Annotated in this window: 25 protein-coding genes; 13 read left to right on the top strand and 12 right to left on the bottom strand. The window is 64.7% G+C overall.

Going from position 1 to position 22,193, the window contains the following annotated elements; all coding sequences use genetic code 11:
* Positions 1–41: 41 nt before the first annotated feature.
* From QSV46_RS21650 to QSV46_RS21660, 3 genes are all read right to left on the bottom strand, one after another.
* Positions 42–1,028 (bottom strand): hypothetical protein, encoded by a 987-nt coding sequence (locus QSV46_RS21650; protein WP_314956257.1) that lies wholly within the window; start codon positions 1,026–1,028, stop codon positions 42–44.
* A gap of 155 nt (positions 1,029–1,183) precedes the next feature.
* On the bottom strand, positions 1,184–1,387 hold the full coding sequence (locus QSV46_RS21655) for a hypothetical protein (RefSeq protein WP_018321158.1): 204 nt from the start codon (positions 1,385–1,387) through the stop codon (positions 1,184–1,186).
* Positions 1,388–1,695: 308 nt separating this feature from the next.
* Positions 1,696–2,358 (bottom strand): glutathione S-transferase family protein, encoded by a 663-nt coding sequence (locus QSV46_RS21660; protein WP_314956260.1) that lies wholly within the window; start codon positions 2,356–2,358, stop codon positions 1,696–1,698.
* Between the two features lie 124 nt (positions 2,359–2,482).
* Here QSV46_RS21660 and QSV46_RS21665 point away from each other — a divergent pair, with 124 nt between their 5' ends.
* Together QSV46_RS21665 and QSV46_RS21670 are read left to right on the top strand one after the other, a co-directional pair.
* On the top strand, positions 2,483–3,205 hold the full coding sequence (locus QSV46_RS21665) for a DUF599 domain-containing protein (RefSeq protein ID WP_314956263.1): 723 nt from the start codon (positions 2,483–2,485) through the stop codon (positions 3,203–3,205).
* A 983-nt stretch (positions 3,206–4,188) separates the two neighbouring features.
* Positions 4,189–4,440: a hypothetical protein gene (locus QSV46_RS21670; RefSeq protein ID WP_314956266.1), complete on the top strand. Its 252-nt coding sequence runs from the start codon at positions 4,189–4,191 to the stop codon at positions 4,438–4,440.
* 13 nt (positions 4,441–4,453) lie between these two features.
* Here the strand turns inward: QSV46_RS21670 and QSV46_RS21675 are convergent, their stop codons facing one another.
* From QSV46_RS21675 to mgtE, 4 genes are all read right to left on the bottom strand, one after another.
* On the bottom strand, positions 4,454–5,437 hold the full coding sequence (locus QSV46_RS21675; RefSeq protein ID WP_314956268.1) for a hypothetical protein: 984 nt from the start codon (positions 5,435–5,437) through the stop codon (positions 4,454–4,456).
* 49 nt (positions 5,438–5,486) lie between these two features.
* On the bottom strand, positions 5,487–6,305 hold the full coding sequence (locus QSV46_RS21680) for an aldo/keto reductase (protein WP_314956271.1): 819 nt from the start codon (positions 6,303–6,305) through the stop codon (positions 5,487–5,489).
* Positions 6,306–6,437: 132 nt separating this feature from the next.
* Positions 6,438–6,740 carry a helix-turn-helix domain-containing protein gene (locus tag QSV46_RS21685; protein ID WP_314956274.1) on the bottom strand — a complete coding sequence of 101 codons (303 nt, stop codon included), beginning with the start codon at positions 6,738–6,740 and terminating at the stop codon, positions 6,438–6,440.
* Between the two features lie 351 nt (positions 6,741–7,091).
* The gene (gene mgtE, locus QSV46_RS21690) at positions 7,092–8,513 is read right to left on the bottom strand and encodes a magnesium transporter (RefSeq protein ID WP_314956276.1); all 1,422 of its coding nucleotides are present in this window, start codon (positions 8,511–8,513) and stop codon (positions 7,092–7,094) included.
* 82 nt (positions 8,514–8,595) lie between these two features.
* Between mgtE and QSV46_RS21695 the strand changes: the two genes are divergently transcribed.
* Together QSV46_RS21695 and QSV46_RS21700 are read left to right on the top strand one after the other, a co-directional pair.
* Entirely contained in the window at positions 8,596–9,402 is an 807-nt protein-coding gene (locus QSV46_RS21695; RefSeq protein WP_314956278.1) for a polysaccharide deacetylase family protein, read from the top strand.
* A gap of 189 nt (positions 9,403–9,591) precedes the next feature.
* Positions 9,592–10,875, top strand: a complete 1,284-nt coding sequence (locus QSV46_RS21700) for a polysaccharide deacetylase family protein (protein WP_314956280.1) — start codon at positions 9,592–9,594, stop codon at positions 10,873–10,875.
* Positions 10,876–10,879: 4 nt separating this feature from the next.
* Here QSV46_RS21700 and QSV46_RS21705 read toward each other — a convergent pair whose 3' ends face one another.
* Positions 10,880–11,254, bottom strand: coding sequence for a hypothetical protein (locus QSV46_RS21705; protein WP_314956281.1), 375 nt, complete (start codon positions 11,252–11,254; stop codon positions 10,880–10,882).
* 180 nt (positions 11,255–11,434) lie between these two features.
* Here QSV46_RS21705 and QSV46_RS21710 point away from each other — a divergent pair, with 180 nt between their 5' ends.
* Entirely contained in the window at positions 11,435–11,692 is a 258-nt protein-coding gene (locus QSV46_RS21710; protein ID WP_314956282.1) for a hypothetical protein, read from the top strand.
* Between the two features lie 60 nt (positions 11,693–11,752).
* On the opposite strand, the gene QSV46_RS21715 is transcribed toward QSV46_RS21710, so the two are convergent.
* Complete coding sequence (locus QSV46_RS21715) at positions 11,753–12,436, bottom strand: GntR family transcriptional regulator (protein WP_314956285.1); 684 nt, start codon at positions 12,434–12,436, stop codon at positions 11,753–11,755.
* A gap of 121 nt (positions 12,437–12,557) precedes the next feature.
* Between QSV46_RS21715 and dctP the strand changes: the two genes are divergently transcribed.
* Genes dctP through QSV46_RS21740 form a run of 5 tightly spaced genes read left to right on the top strand, consistent with a single transcriptional unit; the run spans position 12,558 to position 18,430 of the window.
* Positions 12,558–13,577: a TRAP transporter substrate-binding protein DctP gene (gene dctP, locus QSV46_RS21720; RefSeq protein ID WP_314956287.1), complete on the top strand. Its 1,020-nt coding sequence runs from the start codon at positions 12,558–12,560 to the stop codon at positions 13,575–13,577.
* On the top strand, positions 13,574–14,131 hold the full coding sequence (locus QSV46_RS21725; protein ID WP_314956290.1) for a TRAP transporter small permease: 558 nt from the start codon (positions 13,574–13,576) through the stop codon (positions 14,129–14,131). Before dctP ends, QSV46_RS21725 begins: the two co-directional genes overlap by 4 nt.
* Positions 14,128–15,483 (top strand): TRAP transporter large permease, encoded by a 1,356-nt coding sequence (locus tag QSV46_RS21730; RefSeq protein ID WP_314956293.1) that lies wholly within the window; start codon positions 14,128–14,130, stop codon positions 15,481–15,483. The genes QSV46_RS21725 and QSV46_RS21730 overlap by 4 nt, the downstream gene beginning before the upstream one ends.
* A gap of 17 nt (positions 15,484–15,500) precedes the next feature.
* On the top strand, positions 15,501–16,910 hold the full coding sequence (locus tag QSV46_RS21735; RefSeq protein WP_314956296.1) for a malonyl-CoA decarboxylase: 1,410 nt from the start codon (positions 15,501–15,503) through the stop codon (positions 16,908–16,910).
* Complete coding sequence (locus QSV46_RS21740) at positions 16,907–18,430, top strand: malonyl-CoA synthase (RefSeq protein ID WP_314956299.1); 1,524 nt, start codon at positions 16,907–16,909, stop codon at positions 18,428–18,430. The genes QSV46_RS21735 and QSV46_RS21740 overlap by 4 nt, the downstream gene beginning before the upstream one ends.
* Before the next feature lie 91 nt (positions 18,431–18,521).
* Here the strand turns inward: QSV46_RS21740 and QSV46_RS21745 are convergent, their stop codons facing one another.
* The gene (locus QSV46_RS21745; RefSeq protein WP_314956302.1) at positions 18,522–19,346 is read right to left on the bottom strand and encodes a universal stress protein; all 825 of its coding nucleotides are present in this window, start codon (positions 19,344–19,346) and stop codon (positions 18,522–18,524) included.
* 534 nt (positions 19,347–19,880) lie between these two features.
* Between QSV46_RS21745 and QSV46_RS21755 the strand changes: the two genes are divergently transcribed.
* Entirely contained in the window at positions 19,881–20,054 is a 174-nt protein-coding gene (locus tag QSV46_RS21755; RefSeq protein ID WP_314956305.1) for a hypothetical protein, read from the top strand.
* A gap of 77 nt (positions 20,055–20,131) precedes the next feature.
* Here the strand turns inward: QSV46_RS21755 and QSV46_RS21760 are convergent, their stop codons facing one another.
* Both QSV46_RS21760 and QSV46_RS21765 read right to left on the bottom strand, forming a co-directional pair.
* Positions 20,132–21,085: a ribose-phosphate diphosphokinase gene (locus QSV46_RS21760; protein WP_314956307.1), complete on the bottom strand. Its 954-nt coding sequence runs from the start codon at positions 21,083–21,085 to the stop codon at positions 20,132–20,134.
* Entirely contained in the window at positions 21,085–21,261 is a 177-nt protein-coding gene (locus QSV46_RS21765; protein WP_314956310.1) for a hypothetical protein, read from the bottom strand. Before QSV46_RS21765 ends, QSV46_RS21760 begins: the two co-directional genes overlap by 1 nt.
* Positions 21,262–21,523: 262 nt before the next feature.
* Here QSV46_RS21765 and QSV46_RS21770 point away from each other — a divergent pair, with 262 nt between their 5' ends.
* Positions 21,524–21,820 (top strand): hypothetical protein, encoded by a 297-nt coding sequence (locus tag QSV46_RS21770; protein ID WP_314956313.1) that lies wholly within the window; start codon positions 21,524–21,526, stop codon positions 21,818–21,820.
* Between the two features lie 142 nt (positions 21,821–21,962).
* Positions 21,963–22,172, top strand: coding sequence for a hypothetical protein (locus tag QSV46_RS21775; RefSeq protein ID WP_314956316.1), 210 nt, complete (start codon positions 21,963–21,965; stop codon positions 22,170–22,172).
* The last annotated feature ends 21 nt before the right edge of the window (positions 22,173–22,193 follow it).

Below are 22,193 nucleotides of genomic sequence, written 5' to 3' on the forward strand. Positions count from 1 at the left end.
TCCCAGCATTAGCGGGCCTGCCACGCGTTTTCAAAGCCGATCTATTCGTTATCCGCAGCCGCGGCAGGCGGCGTCGCGGCCGGCGGGGCCAGCGGAACCGGTGCCGCGGCTGGCGCGCGCTTCGCGGCCGGCTGCTTCTTCGCGGCCGCAGGCGCTGCCGCGGGAGCGGCGGCCTGCGCGGAGGTCGCAGCCGGCGCGCGTGGAGCCGGCGCTGCGCCTGCGGCAGGCGCGGCCTGGCGCGTTGCAGCCGTGGGCGGCTCCGGATTCATGATGCTCACCGGCGGCGTCGACGAGGCGCTCGGGAACTCCGCGTTGGTCGGCTTGCCCGTCGGCATCGAGGGCGGCAGCCCGGCAAGCGCCGCCGTGCCCGGCGTCGAGGGCGCCATTGCCGGCGCGTTCCAGGTCGGCGCATAGCGCGCGACCAGGGTGTCGTAGAGATGCGAATCCATGTTGGCGGCGACCTGCTGCTGATCGCTCAGCGAGCGGAAGGCGGCGCAATCGAACGGCGTGCAGCCGTCGCGCGCGACCAGCACCTGCGAGACGAGGCCGTAGCGATCACGCTCCAGCGATCTACGCAGCATCTTCATGTCGAGCGTCAGGCCCTTCTCGGCGGTCGCGGCATCGCCGAGCGCGGTCAGCCGGTCGATCCTGGCGGCGGTGTAGGCGACGGCCGCGGCCGCCGTGTCAGGTGCGCCGAACAGCGCTTTCTCGCAGCCAATCGCCACGGCGTTGCCGGCGAGATCGTCGAGACAGGACAGCGCCGGCAGGCCGGCGATGACCGCCGCCTGCGCGCGCGCCTCGGCCGGGGCCGCCTGCTCTGCCGGTCCATAGACGCGCACAGTGGCAGCCCCCGCAATGGCAATGGCAAGCAGCGTGATGACGGCCAGCGCGCCGTTGGCGACCGACCTCTCGGCGCGCAGCAGCGTGATCAGGAGAATCAGTCCGAAGATGCCGGCAACCGCCAGCGTCGTCCACATCGCGGGCGAGCGCCAGATTTGGTCGAGCGAAGCGGCCCATGCCCAGTTCATGCGCGACGTCCCCTCACGCGAGCAGCGAGCGAATGGTCAAAGCGAGCACCGCGAACCGGCAACTGCCCCCCTCGCACCTTGTTGAGGTGAAGCGGGCCTTTTGACGGCGGCAGGGCACAAGTTTCCAGGAGGCGCCAATGCGGCGCGATCAGCCTTCAGGAGAGCGCGAGCTGGCTTTCCTTGGCGACGCGTTCGAAGGCTTCGGTCGAGCTCTTGATCCGGTACTGGCAGTCGTCGCCATCGGTCGGCAGCAGACGGATGACCTCGTACGAGCCGCTGGCAGCCGGGCGCGCGACGTTGCTGGCCGTGAACAATACCCGCGTTCCAATCGGAAATTTGTGCTTCAACACCCTCTCCATCACCCAAACAACGCCTGCCTCGCCCATGATCCCCACTGCGGCGGCCGGCCAGAAACCCAGGCGCTGTATAGCATGCATGCGGCCTTTTTGGCCAGCCTCATGCGAGCATGGCAAACGTGTATATTTTGCAATCTTTTCAAATGGATAGAGATCAACCGGTGGACTGATGACAGCGCCGGCGCCGCGCATTCAGGGGGCATTGTCGCAGGTTGCCGCCGCAGCCCCGGGTGAGTCCCTGATCCCGGTCGTTTCCGGGCACCAGCGCCGCCGGCCGGCACGCGGCCGGCGGCGTCCGGTCAGACCGCCGATCAGGCGTCCTCGAACCTCTCGATAAGAAGCGTTTCGGCGAGCCCATCGCGGGTCCATTCCTGGAACGCCGGCAGCGCCATCATCGTCTCCATGTAGGCCTTGGTCTCCGGCGTGACCTCGACGGCGTAAGTGCGCAAGCGGTGCACGACCGGGGCATACATCGCATCCGCCGCACCGAAGCGGCCGAACAGGAACGGTCCGTTGGCGCTGTAGCGCGTCCGGCACTCGCGCCAGATCTCCTGGATGCGCGCGATGTTCGCCTTGGCATCCGCCGACAGCGTCACCGGGCGCACAGGACGGTGCAGATTCATGCCGCATTCGTTGCGCAGGGCCATGAAGCCGGAATGCATCTCGGCGCACACCGAACGAGCGTGGGCGCGGGCGCCGACATCGTCGGGCCACAGCTTCACTTCCGGATAACGCTCGGCGATGTATTCGATGATGCTGAGCGAATCCCACACCGTGATGTCGCCGTCGACCAGCACCGGCACCTTGCCGGCGCGGCTAAAGGAGAGAATCTGCTCCTTGTCGGCGGGGTTGTCGGTGTAGAGCGGGATGACCGTTTCCACGAACGGGATGTCGTTGGCGCGGAGCGCAAGCCACGGCCGCATCGACCATGACGAGTAGTTCTTGTTGCCGATCGCAAGCTTGAGCGCTGCCATGTCCCTGGTCCTTCCTGAAGTCCTGTGGATGCGGCTGCTTTTAGCGCCATCGCCTGCCGCCAATCAATCGTTGCCGCACGGCGGCATGCGTGGCAATCGTTGCGGTCCACGCGAGGAGAGCGACATGAGCAGGCATTGGGTCGACATCACGGCGGTCGGCTTCTTCATGATCGAATGGCTGGTCTATGCCCTGACGCTGGAGCACTCCGCCTACGGCCGCGACAGCCTGTCGGCGCGCATGAACCGCTATCGCGAGGTCTGGGTCCGCCGCCTGCTCGATCGCGACACCCGCATGGTCGACATGCAGATCATGGCCTCGCTGCAGAACGGCACCGCCTTCTTCGCCTCCACCAGCCTGATCGCGCTCGGCGGCGCGCTGGCGCTGCTGCACGCCACCAACGACGCCATCACGATTCTGAGCAAGCTGCCGATCGACCTCAGCACGTCCCCTGCCATGTGGGAGCTGAAATGCGTCGGCCTGGTGCTGATCTGCGTCTACGCGTTCTTCAAGTTCGCCTGGTCCTATCGCCTGTTCAACTATGTCGCGATCCTGTTCGGCGGCATGCCGCCGGCCTCGCTCCGCGACACGCCCGAGGCCGAGGCCCACGTCATCCGCACCTCGCGCCTGTTCGAATCCGCCGGCCGTCACTTCAACCGTGGCCAGCGCGCCTTCTTCTTCGCGCTCGGCTATCTCGGCTGGTTCGTCAGCCCCTGGGTGCTGTTCGTGACCACGGCAGCCGTGGTGATCGTGACCTGGCGCCGGCAGTTCGCGTCGAGTGCCTGGGCGGCGATGGCGCCGGAGGTGGTGGCGGATGGTGAGGTGCGGAAGCGCGGTCATGGTCAATGAACTAGCTCCGCGTGTCCCGGACAAGCTGCAACGTGCAAGCGTTGCGGCGCAGAGCCGGGACCCAGATAGCGGCACAGATTGCTGGGAGACATGGGCCCCGGCTCAGCAGCGCACCGTCGAAGGGACGCTGCGCTGCGTCCGGGGCACAAGAGCGGAGTATGTCGCACACATCTTCGACTCGCAAATACACCTCCGCCTTCTCGCTGCGCATTCGCCCGAGCTTTGCCTGGTCACTCCACCCTGTAAGCCAAGAGGGCGCAGGGAAGGCCGGGTGCTGACCTCGCACCCGCGGTCTGCTGCGCGAAAAGCACACGCAGAAAAACCGCACAGCAGCATACAGGTGGTGCCAATCACTCGGCCTTCCCTGCGCGATGGTCGGACGGCTTATGCCGCGCTCTCCCGGGAGCCGAACTTTCCTTCTGGCCTCCCTCACCTCGCGAATTGACGATGCTGTCCGCCCGGTTGGGCTCGCACACACCTCCGCGAAAGCTTGACCGTAGCAACGACGGCCAGGACCACACGGTTTTGCCGTACGCACGGCCCGCCATTTCGCCACAGGGTTCTCCGGCGGTGTACACCCGGCTGGAAAAATGTTGGCGAGACGAACCTTTCAGCGCCGTCCGTCGCACGCGGCCACGGGCTCACAGGGACTACCCGCCCTGCCCGCACCTCTCGTGCCGACGCTGCCGCGTCCACCGCACCCCGGCTCGCGCATCGTGACGACGTACGATCGCCCCTCAAGGTCGAGCCGGGATAGGCCGACAGATACGCCGTTTCCGAATTTCGGTAAAGCGGAATATTTTTGCGGGCGCGGGTTGACAGTGAAGGTCCCGAAAACAACTGCGGTGTTTTGCCCGACAGGCAACGAGGCCGATTGGGCTGAGATCGGCAAGCACGGTTGCCGTCTAAGATTGCAGACAACAATTCCACACGCTATACGCTCAAGGGATTGAAACGACTCAACGCATAATGTCGGGGGCGAAATGAACAAGCTGATGATTGCTGCCGCGGTGACGGTTCTCGGACTATCGGCCGCCAAAGCGGCTCCGCTTTACGAATGCGGCGGCGATCCGGCCTGCCAGACCAAGCGTGACAGTATGTCCCGCGCCACATATGACCGAAACATCAACCGCTGCCTCGCCTCCGCTGGTGCCACGCGCGAGCAGTGGCGAGCGCACGCAGTGCCGAAGCCTGCTGCCGACAAAGTTCGCGCCTGCCTCGCCGCCAACGGGTAGCAATGGCAGCAAGCTACCCACCGCCGAAATCCCGCGGCGAGAACGGCAGGTCCATCACCTTCCATTCGCCGTACAAATTGGCCGGCAGCATCTTGTAGGGCTGGCAGGCCTGGAGCGCGGCCATCGCAGACTTCACCATCGCCACACCCTTCACCGAGGGCGGGGCTTCGATCAGGATCGGTTCGCGTGCAAGTGTGCCGTCGGTGGCGAACACCGCACGCAGCTTGATGCGCACCGGGTCGGTCGGGGCGACCCCGGCCGGCAGCTTGGCGCAGCTTCGCAAATGGCGGCGAAGCGCGGCGATGATCTCGGGCGGCAGCTTGGCGGCAATTGAATCTTTGGCGTCGCCGCCATCGTCCTTGGGGGCGTCTTTCGGCAGCTCCCCCGGCAATTCAGGCGGCAGGCCCAGCATGACGCCGTATTTGACAGTGACGTCGGGCTCCGGGGCCTGATAGGCCGGCGGCGGCGCGGCCTGCTGCTGCGGCATTGCTTGTGGCGGCGGCTGTGCGGGTGGCTGCTGCATCGCCTGGGGCATCGGCTGTTGCGGCGGCAACTGCGATGGCTGCGGCTGCGGTTGTTGAGGCTGCGGCTGTGCGGTCGCCTCGCGCTGCTGCGGCGTCTGCGTAGGCTGTGACTGTGGTTGCTTCTGCTGCTGCGGTTCGGGCGAGGCTTGCTGTTTCTGCGATGGCGCTGCGGCCTGCTGCTTCGCCGCGGGCTTCGGCGCTGTTTCCGCCTTGTCCCTGTCGGTGAAATCCAGCTTCGGCAATCTCAGCTCGGGCTCCGGCGGCTTCTCCTTTGCCTCCTCCTTGGCTTTCTCCTCGGCCTTCTCCTCCTCCTGCTTCACCTGCTCCGGCGTGACGATATCGACGGTGACAGTCTCGGGCGCCGCAGCGTGGAACGGATGGACTTCGCTGATCACGATGATCAGCGCCACCAGCGTCAGATGCGCGATCGCCGACGCTGCAATGTCCGTCCGTATGATCTTCCGCAGTTCCATCGACCGGTCTTGGGTTGCCGCCCTGCTCCTAGCATACCGTGCTCTCCCCTCAATCCCATTTCGGCGCGAAGCCGAAATCGGTCAGGCGTCCCCTGGGATTGGCCAGCGCGGCGACCTGTGCCATCTCCTCGTCCGAGAGCTCGAAATCGAAGATCTCGATGTTTTCCGACAGACGTTCGACGCGCGAGGTGCGCGGGATCGCGCACACATTCTGTTGCACCAGCCAGCGCAGGCAGATCTGTGCCGGCGTCTTGCGGTGCGCGCGGCCGATCGCCGCAAGGCTCTGGTCGGACTTGATGCGCCCCTTCGCGATCGGGCTATACGCCACCAGCGCGAGGCCATGCTGGTCGCAGGCCGCCCTCACCTTCGCCTGGTCGAGATATGGATGGTATTCGACCTGGTTACAGACGAGCGGCTCGGCCGACAGCGCCACCGCCTGCTCGACCAGGGCCACCGTGAAATTGGAGACGCCGATATGGCGGGTCAGGCCCATGCGCTTGGCATGCGACAGTGCGCCCAGCGTCTCCTCCAGCGGCACATGCGAATTGGGCCAGTGCAGCAGCAACAGATCGACGGACGGGAGCCGCATGCGCGCGAGGCTCTCCTTGACCGACCGTTCGAGATCGTGGGGCGCGAAATGGTTGGTCCAGACTTTGGTGGTGAGGAAGACGTCGTCACGCCGCACACCGGAGGAGCGCAAGCCGTCGCCGACCTCGCGCTCGTTCTCGTAGACCTGCGCAGTGTCGATGTGGCGATAGCCGAGCCGCAGCGCCTGCTCGACCACGCGGGCGCAGGTGCGCCCGCTCAGCTCCCAGGTCCCGAGCCCGATCGCCGGTATCCTTGCGCCATTGGCCTCGACGAACAGCATGAGGAATCCTCTCCTGTTGCGGCAGCCCCTGACGGCAGTATGGACCTCGCCGGTCATCGTGCCAACGGAAGCCGTCAGCCGCCGGGCCGGATCTTCGGCGCATTGCTAACGGGACGTTCGCGTGAAGGCTTGTCAGGCTTTGGCGAGCGCCTGGAACACCGCCTCCGGTGCATGCGCGATCACGGCGAGCAGCGCGCGGGCAGGCCCCCGCGGGGCGCGCTTGCCCTGCTCCCAGTTGCGGATGGTCTCGACGGGGACGCCGAGCTTGGCGGCGAACTCCATCTGCGTGAGGCAGGCGCGGCGGCGCAGATCGCGCACGGCGAGCGAGCCGGTGTCGGCCGGCGCAGCATGAGCCGCGGGCTGGACCGGAAACTCTTCTCCGTTCCGCAACTCGACGATCCGTCCGTCCGCTTTCAGCCGCAACCGCATGCCCATTCCCCCAAGCGAGGACGATGATGCGGCAGGTCGCTTAAGGTCGGATTAAAGATGATGAGACCCGTGCCCCGGACGCAGCGCAGCGCCCTCTTCGGGCGGTGCGCTGCCGAGCCGGGGCCCATCTCGCCGCAGCGTACCGCGCCGCTTTCTGGGTCCCGATTCTGCAACGCAAAGGGCGTTGCAGCGCGCCCGGGACACGAGAGTAGGGTGCCTCCGCTGCCTGCCCCGTGATTGCGAGGAGCTCTTGCTACGAAGCAATCCAGACTGCCACCGCGGAGGGATTCTGGATTGCTTCGATGCGCTCGCAATAACGAAGAGAGAGAGAGAGAGAGAGAGGCGCCTGAAACGCGCCTACCTCAGCCCGAACCACAACGTCGCAATCCCCAGGAAGGAGAAGAAGCCGACCACGTCGGTCACCGTGGTGACGAAGGTGCCGGAGGCCACGGCCGGATCGGCCCTGACGCGGTCGAGCGCCATCGGGATCAGGATGCCGCCAAGCGCGCCGGCGACGAGGTTGACTATGATCGCAAGCCCGATGACCATGCCAAGGCCGGGGATCCTGAACCAGGCCACCGCCGCGATGCCCGTGATCACGGCAAAGGCGAGGCCGTTGACGAGGCCGACCAAGCCTTCGCGCATCACGACGCGCCAGGCGTTGGAGGAGCCGAGCTCGCGCGTCGCCAGCGCCCGCACCGCGACCGTCATGGTCTGAGTCGCGGCATTGCCGCCCTGACTCGCCACGATCGGCGCCAGTACGGCGAGCGCCACCATCTTCTCGAGCTGGCCCTCGAACAGGCCGAGCACGGACGATGCGAGAAAGGCGGTGGCGAGATTGACCAGCAGCCAGTTGAACCGCGCGCGCGCGATGGTGAACACGGTGTCGGAGAGCTCTTCGTCGCTGGTGACGCCGCCGAGCGCCTTGAGGTCTTCGTCCGCCTCCTCCTCGATCACGTCGACGACGTCGTCGACGGTAATGACGCCGACCAGGCGATCCTGGGTGTCGAGCACCGGTGCTGCGACGAGATTGTACTTGCCGAACATGCGCGCCACCTCCTCCTGGTCCTCCAGGACGGAGACGCGGCGGCGGTCCTCGTCGGTCAGCTCGGCAAGCGCCACCGGGCGGCGGGCGCGCAGCAGCACATCGAGCGAGACCGCGCCCTGCCAGTGCTGGTCCCTGTCGACGACGTAGATCTCGTAGAAGCGGTCGGGCAGATCCGGCGTCTCGCGCATGTAGTCGATCGCCTGCCCGACGGTGAAATCCTGCGGCACCGCGATGAACTCGGTCTGCATGCGGCGGCCGGCGGAATTTTCCGGATAAAGCAGGCTGCGCTCGAGCGCGACGCGCTCCTTGAGCGGCAGCTTCTCGAGGATTTCCTCCTGCTCCTCCTGGTCGAGCGTTTCCAGCAGCTCGACCGCATCGTCGGATTCGAGCTCACGGACGCCTTCGGCGACCGTCTCCGGCGGCAGCTCCTCGAGGATTTCCTCGCGGACGCTCTCGTCCACTTCGTTCAGTGCGGAGAAGTCGAAGTCGCGGCCGGTGAGCTCGACCAGGCGGACGCGGTCGTCGGGCTCGAGCGCGCCGATCAGATCGCCGAGATCGGCCTCGTGCAACTCGGCGACGCAAGCGCGCAGCGCCGGGCTGTCACCGGCCTCGATCGCACGGGCGATCTCCTCGACGAATTCGTGACGAATTTCGCCGTCCTCGTTGCGCATCGGCACGTGGTCGAGTACCGAGGCCTCGGCGGATGGGGCACCGTCCATATGTTCATCCATGGCGCGTCTCGCCGTTGACAGGTTGGAACGAGCGGTCTGAGCTGATGGTTCAGGCAATACCCACAAGGCAACGGCCAGCGCAATGACAAAGATGTCTCGACTGAGGTGGACCTCGCTGTCGCTGGGCGCGATCCTCGCGACCCTCGCCGGCATTGCCTCGGCGCCGGCCGCCGAGTGCCCGCGCAAGGATGCGCTCGGCACCTCGCGGGTTCTCGGCGTCGATGCCAGGACCACGCCGCGCGTCGGCCTGAAGAGCTTCCCGCAGACGCTGCCTCTGGCCGATCACGAGGTCGTGCTGACCTTCGACGATGGCCCGAACCCGCCGACGACGTCGAAGGTGCTGGCGGCGCTGGCACAGGAATGCGTCCGCGCGACCTTCTTCCTGATCGGCCTGCACGCCTCCGCGCATCCCGACATGGTCAAGCGCATCGCGCGCGAGGGTCACACCATCGGCCATCACACCTGGTCGCACCCGTTCATGGCGCGGATCCCGTTCGACAAGGCGAAGGCCGAGATCGACCGCGGCATTGCAGCCGACGAAATGGCCCTGAAGGGCGTGTCGACCACGACGCCCTCGACACCGTTCTTCCGCTTCCCCTATTTCGAGGCGACGCAAGCGCAGCTCGACCTGCTGCAGTCGCGCGGCATGGTCGTGTTCGGGGCCGACCTGTGGGCCAGCGACTGGAACGAGATGACGCCGGAGCAGGAATTGAAGCTCGTCACCGAGCGCCTGGCCGCCGCCGGCAAGGGCATCGTCCTCTTCCATGACCCCAAGGCCCGCACCGCCGCGATCATGCCGGCCTTCCTGCGATACCTCAGGGACAACGGTTTTCGCGTCGTTCATTTGGTGTCGGCGGGAACATCACAGAAGAACGCCGATACGCGCTGATGCCGGAATGTCACGCCGGCGCAAAATGGGGCGATTTGGGGCCTATTAACAGTCTGTTCATGATACGCCATGCAAATATCGAGGGGGCCTGCATGGCACGGGTTGTTGGCAAGGGTTCTTGCGCCTGAACCGTTTCCTGATGTCTCCGACCTACTATGGCGGCCATCGCATCAGGGGGCAGACGGGTTCATGATCGGAAGTAGCGTTGTTGTCCGGACGCGGTCGTGGATCGTCCTCTGCTTGGGAATGCTGACCATCGGCGCGCCGGCGGCGCTTGCGGCGGACTGCCCCGGCCGTCCCGACGCACTCGGGACCTCCCGCACCCTCGTCGTCGATCCGCGCGAGCATCCGCGCATCGGCACCATGCAGTACCGCGAGACGCTGCCGCTCAAGGACCACGAAGTGGTCCTGACCTTCGATGACGGTCCGCTGCCGAAATATTCGAACCAGATCCTCAAGATGCTCGACGACGAGTGCATCAAGGCGACCTTCTTCATCATCGGCGGACAGGCCAAGGCGAACCCGGAAGGCGTGCGCAAGCTGGTGGCGGCGGGTCACACCGTCGGCACGCACAGCATGGACCATCCGCTGACGTTCGACCGGATGCCAATCGAAAAATTCGAGCCCGAGATCAACGGCGGCATCGAGTGGACCTCGGCCGCGATGACCGATCCTTCGAAGCTCGCGCCGTTCTTCCGCATTCCCGGCCTGATGCGCGCCGAGGGCGTCGAGAACTATTTGATCTCGCGCGGCATCCAGATCTGGAGCGCCGACTTCCCGGCCGACGACTGGCGGCACGTGTCGTCCGACCGCGTCTATCAGCTCGCGATGCAGCGGCTGGAGGCCAAGGGCAAGGGCATTTTGCTGCTGCACGACATCCAGGCCCGCACCGTGGCGGCGCTGCCGAAGATCATCCGCGACCTCAAGGCGCGCGGCTATCGCATCGTGCACGTGGTGCCCGCGACCGCCGAGCGGCCGGCGACGCCGACCACGCCGGTGGAATGGCTGTTGCATCCGCCGACCGAGACGACGCCGATCGCGCGCTGGCCGTCCGTGCCGGGCTTCGTGTTCACGCAGACCAGGACGCTGCCCGCGCCCTTGCTTGCCGACCTCAACGCGCAGACCGGGCATCAACCGCTGCTGCCGCGCAAGACCATGGCGCTGGCAAATGTCGCGGCCACCCTGCCCGTGCCCGGACGCGACCTGTTTGCGATCCCCGAGGGCTCGGTCGAGGTGCTGCTGTCCACGACCTTGTCGCGGCGCGCCGCAACACGCCTGGCGATGGCGGCCGAGACGCCTCGTGCGGGTAAAGGCAAGTCTGTAAGCATCAAGGCCGGCAAGCCGCGCGCGCACCGGACCGCACATGCGGCGCCCGCGGCTCCGAAGCATGCTGTGGAAGCCAAGGGCACTGCGCCCAAAAGCGCCGCGCCGCATCCGACCCGCGTGGCGAGCCTGAAGAAGCGCGCGCAGTAAGCTTCTACTGCCGCATGATGTTGGCGACGCAAAGCAGCACGATCAGCGCCAGGAAGAACAGGTCCATATAGGACTTGAGCTCGCCGTCGCGGCGCAGCCGCGCAACGTCGGCCACGACCTGCTTGCGCGCGTTCGTTCCGCCCGAGCCGTCATTGATCGGGCCCTGAAGGCGCCTGGTCTCGGCTTCGAGCTTCTCGATCTTCTGGTAGAAATAGAACGCGCGCAGCGTCGAGGCCGCGCGCATGCCGGCATAGACCAGCACCAGGATCGCCATGATCGCCCGGTTCTGGTATTTCTCCATGAAGTTCAGGCTGAAATAGACCATCGCCATGAACGCGAAGTTGGTCACGAAGCGGTAGACGAAGCTTAGAAAGATCATGCTGGCTCCAGCCCCTGAGCGGTACGCCCCCCTCTATGCCAATTTTGTTTCAACAAGGATACGATTGCCGGCCGCCTTTTAGCCGACCTCTTCCACGTCAACGCGAGGTCGCCGGCAGGGCGATGGAGATTCGGCGGAAGCTACGGTACAATGGCACAGCCACCGCATGGGGGTCTGCCGATGCCGAGGAAGGGAATCACGGGCCATGACGACTGGGTTTTGACCGAGGCCCTGGCGACCGCGCTCGTCGCGCTGGAGCAGCTCGAACCAAAACACCAGCCGAGCGCGCATATGGACGACATCCGCAAGATGCTTGCGAACGGCAAGGAGCCGTCGGAGGTGAGCCTGCACCTCGCCCAGGCCAAATGCCGCCTGTTTCCGGACACCGATCCGCTCGAGATCTACCGGGAATACGGCATCGGCGAGGAATATGGCTGAGGGGCTGCGAGATGAACCCATTGAGGTTCGAGAGCCAGCTCGCGCATAAGCACGCCCCCTTTACCTGCCTGCTCCACTTCTGGTGCCTGCCGGCACAGATCGGTCCTGCGTGAGCCCCAGCACCATGTCCGAGAACCGCTCACCCTGTACCAATACGTGGCTGTGAAGACGGCTCGCGGCGAGCTGCTCGTCGCCGGCGCGGATCGCTTCGAGAATCCCGGCGTGCTCCTGCAGCGATTGCAGCAGACGGTTACGCGCGCGAAGCTGGATACGCCGATAGGCGCTCAAGCGCTTGTGCAGGGCGAAGGCTTGATCGGCCAAGAAGCCGTTGCGGCTGGCGCGGTAGATCGCTTCGTGAAAATTGCGGTTGTCAGCGTAGTATTGCTCGCTGTCTGCGTTGCGAACAGCCTCCTCGCAGGCATGGTGCGCGGCTTCCATTGCGGCATCGCTCTCGGGCGTAAGCCGACGCGCGGCCAAGCGTCCGCAGGCGCTTTCGATCTCGGCCATGGTCTCGAACATTTCGAAAAGCCGGGTGGGTGACGGAACGCTGACGATGGCCCCGCGTCGCGGCCGAACATCGATGAAGCCTTCGGCGCCGAGCTGAAGCAGCGCCTCCCGGATGGGGGTCCGCGACACCCCGAATCGTTCGGCCAGCGAGGCCTCGTCCAAGCGATCGCCTGGTCGAAATTCCCCAGCCATCACAGCGTCTTCGATCGACTGCTTCAGTCTGAAGGCTTGGCTCATTGTATACACTCGGTCCTGCAATTCCATACCACATGCTTGACAAACCATACAACATCCGGCTCACTAGCGATTGTATGCAATATCAAGATTAAAAAATGCAATACAACACGGGAGGTATGGAATGAAGGTTTCGAGACGCCAAGCCCTCGCTCTCGGGATCGCCGCACCGGCGCTATTCCGGCTCGGACCAGCGCGCGCGGCCACAGCGCTGAAGATCTCGCACCAGTTTCCAGGCGGCACGCCAACCGAAGGCGATTTCCGCGACCGGCTCTGCCGGCGCTTTGCGGCCCTGATCCAGGAACGCAGCAAGGGAGCGATGAGCGCCGAGACCTATCCGGGCTCCTCGCTCATGAAGACCAACGCGCAGTTCTCGGCGATGCGCAAAGGCGCGCTCGATATGAGCCTCATCCCGATCTCCTACGCCGGCGGTGATCTTCCCGAACTCAACATCGGCCTGATGCCAGGCCTCGTCACCGGCTACGACGAGGGACTTGGCTGGAAGAACAAGCCGATCGGCCAGGAATTCAGCAAATTCCTTGCGGCCAAAGGCGTCGTCATCATCACCTGGATCTGGCAGGCTGGTGGTGCCGCCAGCCGCTCGCGTCCGTTGGTCGAGGTCGCCGATGCCAAGGGCATGAAGATCCGCGGCGGCTCGCGCGAGATGGATCTCGTGCTTCAGGCTGCCGGCGCCTCGGTGCTCTCGCTGCCATCCAACGAACTTTACGCGGCCATGCAGACCGGCGCCTGCGATGCCGCCCTCACCTCGTCCACCAGTCTGACCTCGTTCCGGCTGGAAGAGCTCGCCAAGCATCTCACGACCGGACGGGAAAAGAGCTACTGGTTCATGCTCGAGCCCCTGGTCATGTCGAAGGCGGTGTTCGACCGGCTTTCGAACGAGGAGCGCGAGATCATCGTGTCGGTCGGCGCCGAGCTCGAACAGTTCGGCCGCGCTGCGGCGGTGGAGGACGATGTCCACGTGGCGAAGGTCTACCAGGCCGCCGGCGCGACCGTTCACGATCTCGACGCCAAGCTCGTCACGGCGTGGCGGGACCTCGCGCGCGAGACCGCCTGGAAGGATTATGCCAACAAGAACGAGAACTGCGCCCGCCTGATCAAGCTTGCCATGGAGGCCGGCTCATGAGCGCGCACGGCGTCGATCTCGGCCATCCTGTCGTCGTGACGGCAGCGCGCCCGGGTTCCGCCATGGCCCGGATCAACCGCGCCATGGCCCTGCTCAACAAGACCATCGTCGTCGTCTGCTCGATTGCCCTCATCGTCGCGAGCGTGATTCTGAGCTACAGCGTGGCCGCGCGCTACTTCTTCAACGCCGCAACCTATTGGCAGGACGAAGCCGCCGTCTTCCTGCTGGTCGCCGCAACGTTCCTGTCCACCGCCTTCGTGCAGGCCGGCCGCGGACATATCGGCATCGAAGCCCTCACCGGCTACCTGTCCAAGCGCGGCAACGCGATCCGCGTCGTCGTGGTCGACACGACAAGCTTGCTGTTCTGCTGCTTCTTCTCCTGGAAATCCTGGACGCTGTTCCACGAGGCGTGGGTCGACGGCCAGGTATCCGGATCGACCTGGGCCCCGCCTCTGTGGATCCCCTACAGCATGATGGCGCTCGGCATGACGCTGCTGACGCTGCAGATCGCGCTTCAGCTCGCTGCGGCGATCGATGGATGGAGGAGCAAATGAGCACGCTTGCCGTTGGACTGATGTATGGCGGCGCCACGCTTGCCGTCATGGCGTCGGGCATGCCGATCGCGCTGGCGCTCGGTGCCGTAGCCGTCATCTTCATGTACTTCTTCATGCCCTCCGCATCGCTCGATACGGTGACGCAGAACGTCTACGAGGAGATGGCTTCGATCACGCTGCTGGCCATCCCGCTCTTCATTCTCAAGGGCGCTGCGATCGGCAAGTCGAAGGCGGGACAGGATCTCTACAGCGCACTGCATGTCTGGATGGGCCGCATCCCGGGCGGGCTCGGCATTGCCAATGTCTTTGCCTGCGCGCTGTTCGCGGCGATGGCCGGGTCGTCTCCGGCAACCTGCTCGGCGATCGGCTCGGCAGGGATTCCCGAGATGCGCAAGCGGGGATATTCCGGCGGCTTTGCAGCAGGCGTGATCGCAGCCGGCGGCACGCTCGGGATCCTGCTACCGCCCTCGATCACGATGATCCTGTATGCGGTCGCGGCGGAGCAGTCGCTGGGACGCCTGTTCCTCGCGGGTATCGGTCCCGGCCTTCTCCTGGTGGTGCTGTTTGCAACCTACGCTGTGCTGAGGTTCAAAGCCGAATACAAGGCGGCGCAGCGGGCCTATGCGGCAGACCCCGCGCAGCATCCGATCCTTTCGAACGAGCGCTTCACCATGGCGATGCGGTTCGGCGCGCTGCCGCGGGTCCTGCCCTTCGTCGTGCTGCTGAGCGGCGTGATGGTTGCCCTTTATGGCGGCTATGCCACGCCCTCGGAGACAGCAGGCCTCGGCGGCATCTTGGCGCTGGTATTGATCGCCTCCATCTACGGCGTGTGGCGCCCGCGGGATCTCGGCCCGATCCTGGAATCGACACTGAAGGAATCGACCATGCTGATGCTGATCATCGGCATGTCGCTGCTCTACTCCTACGTGATGAGCTATCTCCATATCAGCCAGGGAGCGGCTCAAGCCATCGTCGCCATGCAGCTCTCGCGATGGGTGCTACTGGCCGCGATCCTGGTGCTGGTGGTCGTGCTCGGCTTCTTCCTGCCGCCGGTTTCGATCATCCTGATGACCGCGCCGATCATCCTTCCCCCGCTCAAGGACGCAGGCTTCGACCTGATCTGGTTCGGGGTGGTGATGACGATCGTGATGGAGATGGGTCTGATCCATCCGCCCGTCGGCCTCAACATCTTCGTCATCAGGAACATCGCGCCGGACATCCCCTTGCGGGACGTGATCTGGGGAACGCTGCCGTTCGTGCTCCTGATGGCGGTAGCCGTGGTGCTGCTTTGCCTGGTGCCCTCGATCTCAACCTCGTTGCCCAACCTGGTGATGGGCGCACCAACGCGTTAACCGAGGAGGCATGAACCATGCTGAACGAGACAAGGTCCGGACGCATTACGGCGCCCGAATTCCTGCAGGGGCTGATCGACACCTTGACGCAACGTGGCCGCGCGGTCCTGGGTATCAAGCCCGAACGCAATGTCGGCGAGGATCGTGATCTCGAGCTTCTGGGCGAAGCTCTGCTGTCTCGACGCGGCGAAGCCTCCGGCGTCGCGATCGCGCAATCGCTGCTTGCGGCGTTCGAGCAGGCGGGCGAGCCGCAGCGGCTGAAGTTTCTCTCCTCGCTCGCCGACCGGTTCGGCCCGGACCGCCGCGCGATCGAGCTCGCGATCGCCGCCTATCAGCGCAAGGAGGACGGCGACGGCGGCAAGCTCGAGGCGCTTCACACCGCGGCGGAGCCGCGCCGGCAGGAGCTCATCCGCCGCCTTAATCTGGCGCCCGGCGGGACGGCCTCGCTCGTGCGCATGCGACAGGTCCTGCTTGCTCTCCTGCGCGAGCATCCCGAACTCCAGCCGGTCGACGACGATTTCGTGCATCTGTTTTCGTCCTGGTTCAACAGGGGTTTCCTCGTGCTGCGGCCGATCGACTGGACGACGTCGGCCAACATCCTCGAAAAGATCATCAGGTATGAAGCCGTCCATGCCATCCAGGACTGGGACGATCTGCGCAGCCGGCTCGAGCCGCCCGACCGCCGCTGCTACGCATTCTTTCATCCCCAGCTGGTCGACGAGCCGCTGATCTTCGTGGAGGTCGCGCTTACGAAGGAGATTCCCGGCGCGATCAATCCACTGCTCGACAAATCGCGCCAGGCGATCGCGGCACATGAGGCCACGACCGCCGTATTCTACTCGATCTCGAATACGCAAAAGGGCCTCGCCGGCGTCTCCTTCGGCAACTTCCTGATCAAGCAAGTGGTCCAGGACCTCGCCCGCGAGCTTCCGAACCTGAAGACCTTCGTCACCCTGTCGCCCGTTCCCGGCTTTGCCGGCTGGGTCCGGCGCGAGCTCAAGACCGAGGCCTCCAGCACCATCGACGAGGACACCAGGCGTGCACTGACCACGCTCGATGACGGCGGCGACATCGCGCAGGCAAAAGAGGCCATCACCGCCCTTGCCGCCTATTACTTCCTCAAGGCGAAGCTGCCGTCAGGCAAACCGGTCGATCCGGTCGCCCGCTTCCATCTCGGCAACGGCGCGCGCCTGGAGCGGCTGAATTTCCTCGGCGATGCTTCGTCCAAGGGCATCAAGCAATCCTACGGCCTGATGGTCAATTATCTCTACGCCCTCGACCATATCGAGGCGAACCATGAAGCGTTGGCGGAGCACGGCACCGTCGTCGCCTCCGACAAGGTGAAGAAGGCGCTTCGCGCCAAGCTGTCGTCCCGCGACCTTGTACCGAGCTCACAGAGCAACTCTCAGCGGAAGATCTCGTCATGACCTGGAATTTGTACGACCGCCTGCTTGGTTCGGCGCACGCAGATCAGTCCATCTGCATCGAGAAGGACGACGGCGTCACCTTGACCTACGCCGAGCTCGCCGCGCTGAGCGGCAGGTTCGCGAATTTGCTCGCCAGCCACGGCGTCGGCCCGAACCACCGTGTCGCGGCAAAGGTAGAGAAATCCGTCGAGGCTGTCGCTCTCTATCTCGCGACGCTCCGCTCCGGTGCCGTCTATCTCCCGCTCAATACCGCCTACACCGCGGCCGAAACCGAATACTTCATCCGCGACGCGCAGCCGAGCCTGATCGTATGCGACCCCAGGGAAGCATCCGACCTGCGCGCCATTGCCGCGAAAGCAGGCGGACGTGTCGAGACGCTCGATCAGGACGGGCACGGATCCCTGGTCGATGCCGCAGCCGGCCTTCCGGCGAATTTCGACACGGTGCCGCGCGCGAAGGAGGATTTGGCGGCGATTCTCTACACATCGGGCACGACCGGCCGATCAAAGGGAGCGATGCTGACGCATGGCAATCTGGTCTCGAACGCGCTGACGCTGGTCGAGCAATGGCGCTACACGCAACGCGACGTGCTCATCCACGCGCTGCCGATCTATCACATTCACGGGCTGTTCGTGGCCGGCAACGTGACGTTCGCAGCACGTGCGAGAATGATCTTCATGCAGAAGTTCGACGCAGAGCGGATTATCGCGGCGATGGCGCGCTCGACCGTTCTGATGGGCGTGCCGACTTTCTATGTCCGCTTGCTGCAGAGCCAGAATTTGAGCGAGCACACGACCGTGCGTATGAGGTTGTTCGTCGCCGGGTCCGCGCCGCTATTGGCCGAGACCCACCGCGCCTGGAACGACAGGACTGGTCACGAGATCCTCGAACGCTACGGCATGACTGAAACGGGCATGATCGCCTCCAATCCCTATGACGGCCCGCGTATTCCGGGGGCGGTGGGGCGTCCCCTGCCCGCCATCGAGGTCCGCATCACGGATCGCGAGAGCGGCGCCGTGCTGCCGACGAACGAGGTCGGCATGATCGAGGTTAAAGGACCAAACGTCTTTGCAGGCTACTGGAAGATGCCGGACAAGACCGCCGCTGAATTCCGCGCCGACGGCTTCTTCATCACCGGCGATCTCGGCAAGCTCGACGCGAACGGCTATCTGTACATCGTCGGCCGGGGCAAGGATCTCATCATCACCGGCGGCTTCAATGTCTACCCGAAGGAGATCGAGACGGAAATCGACGCCATCCCAGGCGTGTTTGAAAGCGCTGTCGTCGGCGTGCCGCACGCCGACTTTGGCGAAGGCGTCACCGCTGCCGTCGTCCGAAGGGCCGGCTCGACGGTGGACGAGCGCGCCATCCTGGCGGCGCTTTCCGGACGGCTGGCGAAATTCAAGCAGCCAAAGCGCATCATCTTTGTGGACGCGCTACCCCGGAACGCCATGGGCAAGATCCAGAAGAACCTGCTGCGCGAGCGCTTTGCCGATCTCTATTCAGCCAAGGTCGAGTGAGGCCGCCTCGATGCGGGATCGGACGCATCGGGCGATGTTTTCGCGCCTCGGCGGCTGCGGGCTTCGATCTGCCCGGCCTTATCAACGCGCATCAGTGCGCGAACAAGGAACATTTTGGACTGCGTGTCAGCAAGTTGGCCGTGACGCCGCCAAATACCCATTCGCGCAGCCGGCTATGTCCATACGCGCCTGCGACGATCATATCGGCATTGCGTTGCTCGGCCGCCAGCATGAGTGCGTCCGCGACCGACCGTTCCGCGCGCACATGCGGCTCCGCGTCTGCGCGGACATCATGACGGCCAAGAAACGTCGCAACGTCCGCAACCCTTGCTTTGGCAGCCTCGATTTCGGATTCATCGACGATTTCGACCACTGATACGAGATCGGCCGTCTGAAGCAACGGCAGCGCATCGAGACACGCGCGGCGTGCTTCTCGTGTATCCTTCCAGCCGACGACGATGCGCTTCCCATCCAGGCTCCGCGCTCCGTCCGGGACCACCAGCACCGGTCGGCCCGCGCGCATCAGCACGTCGCCAGGATCCGTCAAGCTGAAAATGCCAAGCTGGGCAGGGGCTCGGCCGACAACAATGAGATCGGCCGCACGGCTTTCGCGGACCAACACGTCTTCAGGCCCTCCCAACACGGAGCGCCATTCGATCTGCAGCCCGTCGACCGCCGGAGAGTTCCGGAAACTGGCCTCCGCGTTTTTGAGCCCGGTTCGAACGCGCTCCTCTTCTGCCTCCATCTCGAGTTCGATGGCAACCCCGCCGTAATTATCGACCAACGGTGCCCGCAGCTGAGCTGCGGCTACACCGATCAGCCGGGCGTTAAAGCGACGCGCAATTTGCGCGGCGCATTCAAGGCGGTTGCGCGATATGTGATCCGGCTCGATGTGAACAAGAATGGATGTCAGCATCCGATTCCCTCGATTGCATGCCGCCCGAAGGCGATTGTGAAACAACCGGCGGTTATCCGCTCCCTGAAACTCGGGGTCTCGGTTCCCGACGGATACGCCGAATTGTGAAACGTTCTCACTCGTCCGACGGACCCGGACCTCAGCTTGCTTGTGCTGCGCGGCAGCGCCGTATCGCCAGCCGGCCGATGTAAAGGAACGTCCGAGAGCGGGATGAGTTGCGCACACGAAGGACAACGGTCGTCGGCTCGCCGATCGACGCGCCCCGGGTGCGGGTGCTTGCGCGCTGGCAATGCCGGCGTGCCGCCGAACCACCATCACGGAAGGAATTCGGCATGGCCCTCTCACCGGCAGCCGAGCGACTGGTGGGAATGATCTCCGACGGCGACATCACCACGCGCTGTGTTGCCGCGGGTCGAGGCCCGGATACGCTGGTCCGGGATGTCATGACCACCGACGTCAAGTATTGCTTTGAGGACCGGGACATCGCGGATTCGACGCCTCGGGCCGAGGATAGACAATGCGGAGGATTATCCGATGACGCCGACGGTCGTAAGCCTGCTTGCGCGACGGCAACAATTGTTGGAACGCCTCCGGGAAACTCCCGGCCAGAACGAGCGGGACGAAATTCAGCGCCTTCTCGAGCAGGTCGACGCCGCGTTGGACTTGTTTGAACGAGCGCGGCCGGGCGGCAGCGGCGACGCGCAATAGCGCGGCGCGTCGGCAACCCAGGAAGACGCGAACCTGACGCCGACAGACGCCCGCTGACATCAGATCGGTCAAGACGCTTATGCCGCGATCATGCTGCGAATTCCATCCGCGATCAATCGGCTGGCCGACAGGATCGTGACCTTCTCCGCTACCAGCCCGGCGTCGAGTCGGAACGGCGGTATCGTATCCGAGACAATAATCCGATCCACCAGGCTGCTTGCAACGAGCTTCTGCGCGCCGGGAAGAAACAGGCCATGCGTCGCCGCCAGGACGACATAAGCAGCGCCGCCGCGGCGGCAGGCCTTCACGGCGCGCAGCATGGTCGCGCCGCTGGCGATCATATCGTCGTAGATGACCACGGTCCGTTCGCGGACGCCGTCCGGAATCTCCTCGGCGCTGACGACGTGATCCAGTCGGCGCTTACCCAGCGCGCCCAATTCGACGTCTTCATTCATGGTCGTGCTGAGAGCGTCGCAGAAGCGCTCGGCGCGCTTCACGCCACCGAGATCGGGCGAAATGATTTCGACATTCTGATCAGCGAGAATTTTGCCGAAATGCGCGGCGAACAGATCGGCACATTCGATGTTCGCCGCCGGTATCCGAAATGCATTCTCGAATGCGGCGGGATTGTGCACGTCCAGCGTCCCGATCGCATCCACCCCGGCGGCTTCGATGAGCTGCGCAATATACCGCAGAGACAGCGACTCCCGCGATTTCGTGCGCCGGTCCTGCCGCGTATAGCAGAGATAGGGCGCGATCAGGATCACGCGCGCCGCGCCGCAATCCTTCAGAGTGCCCGCGAGCAGCAAGGCATCACAGAGCTTGTCATGCACGCTGCGCGACGGCCCGTCATGCAGCGACTGGACAACCAATACATCCCGCCCGCGCGGGTCCGTCAGTGGCCGCACCTTGCGCTCGCCATCTTCGAATATGCTTTCTTCATGCTCCGCCAGGCCGGTGCCCAGGCGTTCGGCAATGTCCGCCGCTTCAGGACGGCTCGCCTCGTAGGCGAAGATGAGCGGCATATCCATCACAGCCCCGCTGCGATGCGGATGCCCAGCACCAGAAGCACGCAGCCTGCAAGTCCGGCGATGAACACCACACGCATCCACGGCTTGCGCAGGATGATCTCGCCCTGCCGGGCCTTCTCGGCGGGATAGCCGCGGGCATTTGTGCGCGTATGGGTCGTATTCTGCGTTTCAGGCATCTGTGCCAACCGTTGCAAAGTGTCCCGATACGGATCTTCAATGTTGGAACGCGGCCTGCGCCTTCGCGTCTCTACGGATAACCGTCCATGACAGGATCCGATCCCTGGATCCGCTGCTCTTTGCGAGGGGACGTTTTGCGAGGGGCTGTTCCTGCCCCAGTCGCTCAAGGGATTCTGTCCAATCGACAACCGGCAGTTCATTGGGAACGGCCATCCGGCTCGGGCGTTCGTCGGTCGGGGCGTGCAGTCAGAGGAGACGGACATGAGACGAATGATCCTGACGTTGCTCGCCGGCGCTGGTGCTCTCACAGCGTCGAGCGCTTATGCTGCCGACGAACTTCAGATCGGAGACGCCTCGCCGTTGCTCCATCAGGCGCGGCTCGTTTGTGACGACGCCGGCCGATGCTGGCACAGCAGAGGTGATCGCCGCGTGATCATCGGAGACGACTACTATTACGGTCCGCGGAGATACGGTTACTACGATCGCGGCTACTATGACCGGCCGGGTATCGGCGTTCATGGACCGGGCTTCAGCTTTGGCATCGGCCCGGACTGGTGATAGCGATATGGCCTTTCGACCGACGGCCCGCCGAGTGAAGAGCTCGGCGGGCCGTTCGGCTTTGCGGGAAGCGGACCTCGCTGGATTTCCTGCCACGGAATCCCGAGCGAGTGCTTCCGTCCCGATCAGGCGGCAGAGCTCCTTGCTGACGAGCGACCGTCCAGAGAGCCTGCACCTCTTCAGGCAATGCATGGCGGACCTTCTCGACCTGATTTGGGTCAAGGTGATGGTTCAAGACCCGGAACGTGGCCTGCGCGGCATCGCCTGCGCCGATCGGCCGCAACGAGCTCAGCTCTGCGGAAATGCGGCGGCAGAACGCCAGTCCTTGGGGACTTCACTTGGCCGCCACTGATCGTAGTAGACACCCCAGACC

Origin of the sequence: Bradyrhizobium cosmicum (assembly GCF_032290525.1) — a bacterium.
GTDB lineage: Bacteria > Pseudomonadota > Alphaproteobacteria > Rhizobiales > Xanthobacteraceae > Bradyrhizobium > Bradyrhizobium cosmicum_A.

Bases quoted from the DNA above. Each gene is read 5' to 3' on its own strand.
- QSV46_RS21650 (WP_314956257.1), bottom strand. From the start codon at position 1,028: ATGAACTGGGCATGGGCCGCTTCGCTCGACCAAATCTGGCGCTCGCCC.
- QSV46_RS21655 (WP_018321158.1), bottom strand. From the start codon at position 1,387: ATGGAGAGGGTGTTGAAGCACAAATTTCCGATTGGAACGCGGGTATTG.
- QSV46_RS21660 (WP_314956260.1), bottom strand. From the start codon at position 2,358: ATGGCAGCGCTCAAGCTTGCGATCGGCAACAAGAACTACTCGTCATGG.
- QSV46_RS21665 (WP_314956263.1), top strand. From the start codon at position 2,483: ATGAGCAGGCATTGGGTCGACATCACGGCGGTCGGCTTCTTCATGATC.
- QSV46_RS21670 (WP_314956266.1), top strand. From the start codon at position 4,189: ATGAACAAGCTGATGATTGCTGCCGCGGTGACGGTTCTCGGACTATCG.
- QSV46_RS21675 (WP_314956268.1), bottom strand. From the start codon at position 5,437: ATGGAACTGCGGAAGATCATACGGACGGACATTGCAGCGTCGGCGATC.
- QSV46_RS21680 (WP_314956271.1), bottom strand. From the start codon at position 6,305: ATGCTGTTCGTCGAGGCCAATGGCGCAAGGATACCGGCGATCGGGCTC.
- QSV46_RS21685 (WP_314956274.1), bottom strand. From the start codon at position 6,740: ATGGGCATGCGGTTGCGGCTGAAAGCGGACGGACGGATCGTCGAGTTG.
- mgtE (WP_314956276.1), bottom strand. From the start codon at position 8,513: ATGGATGAACATATGGACGGTGCCCCATCCGCCGAGGCCTCGGTACTC.
- QSV46_RS21695 (WP_314956278.1), top strand. From the start codon at position 8,596: ATGACAAAGATGTCTCGACTGAGGTGGACCTCGCTGTCGCTGGGCGCG.
- QSV46_RS21700 (WP_314956280.1), top strand. From the start codon at position 9,592: ATGATCGGAAGTAGCGTTGTTGTCCGGACGCGGTCGTGGATCGTCCTC.
- QSV46_RS21705 (WP_314956281.1), bottom strand. From the start codon at position 11,254: ATGATCTTTCTAAGCTTCGTCTACCGCTTCGTGACCAACTTCGCGTTC.
- QSV46_RS21710 (WP_314956282.1), top strand. From the start codon at position 11,435: ATGCCGAGGAAGGGAATCACGGGCCATGACGACTGGGTTTTGACCGAG.
- QSV46_RS21715 (WP_314956285.1), bottom strand. From the start codon at position 12,436: ATGAGCCAAGCCTTCAGACTGAAGCAGTCGATCGAAGACGCTGTGATG.
- dctP (WP_314956287.1), top strand. From the start codon at position 12,558: ATGAAGGTTTCGAGACGCCAAGCCCTCGCTCTCGGGATCGCCGCACCG.
- QSV46_RS21725 (WP_314956290.1), top strand. From the start codon at position 13,574: ATGAGCGCGCACGGCGTCGATCTCGGCCATCCTGTCGTCGTGACGGCA.
- QSV46_RS21730 (WP_314956293.1), top strand. From the start codon at position 14,128: ATGAGCACGCTTGCCGTTGGACTGATGTATGGCGGCGCCACGCTTGCC.
- QSV46_RS21735 (WP_314956296.1), top strand. From the start codon at position 15,501: ATGCTGAACGAGACAAGGTCCGGACGCATTACGGCGCCCGAATTCCTG.
- QSV46_RS21740 (WP_314956299.1), top strand. From the start codon at position 16,907: ATGACCTGGAATTTGTACGACCGCCTGCTTGGTTCGGCGCACGCAGAT.
- QSV46_RS21745 (WP_314956302.1), bottom strand. From the start codon at position 19,346: ATGCTGACATCCATTCTTGTTCACATCGAGCCGGATCACATATCGCGC.
- QSV46_RS21755 (WP_314956305.1), top strand. From the start codon at position 19,881: ATGACGCCGACGGTCGTAAGCCTGCTTGCGCGACGGCAACAATTGTTG.
- QSV46_RS21760 (WP_314956307.1), bottom strand. From the start codon at position 21,085: ATGGATATGCCGCTCATCTTCGCCTACGAGGCGAGCCGTCCTGAAGCG.
- QSV46_RS21765 (WP_314956310.1), bottom strand. From the start codon at position 21,261: ATGCCTGAAACGCAGAATACGACCCATACGCGCACAAATGCCCGCGGC.
- QSV46_RS21770 (WP_314956313.1), top strand. From the start codon at position 21,524: ATGAGACGAATGATCCTGACGTTGCTCGCCGGCGCTGGTGCTCTCACA.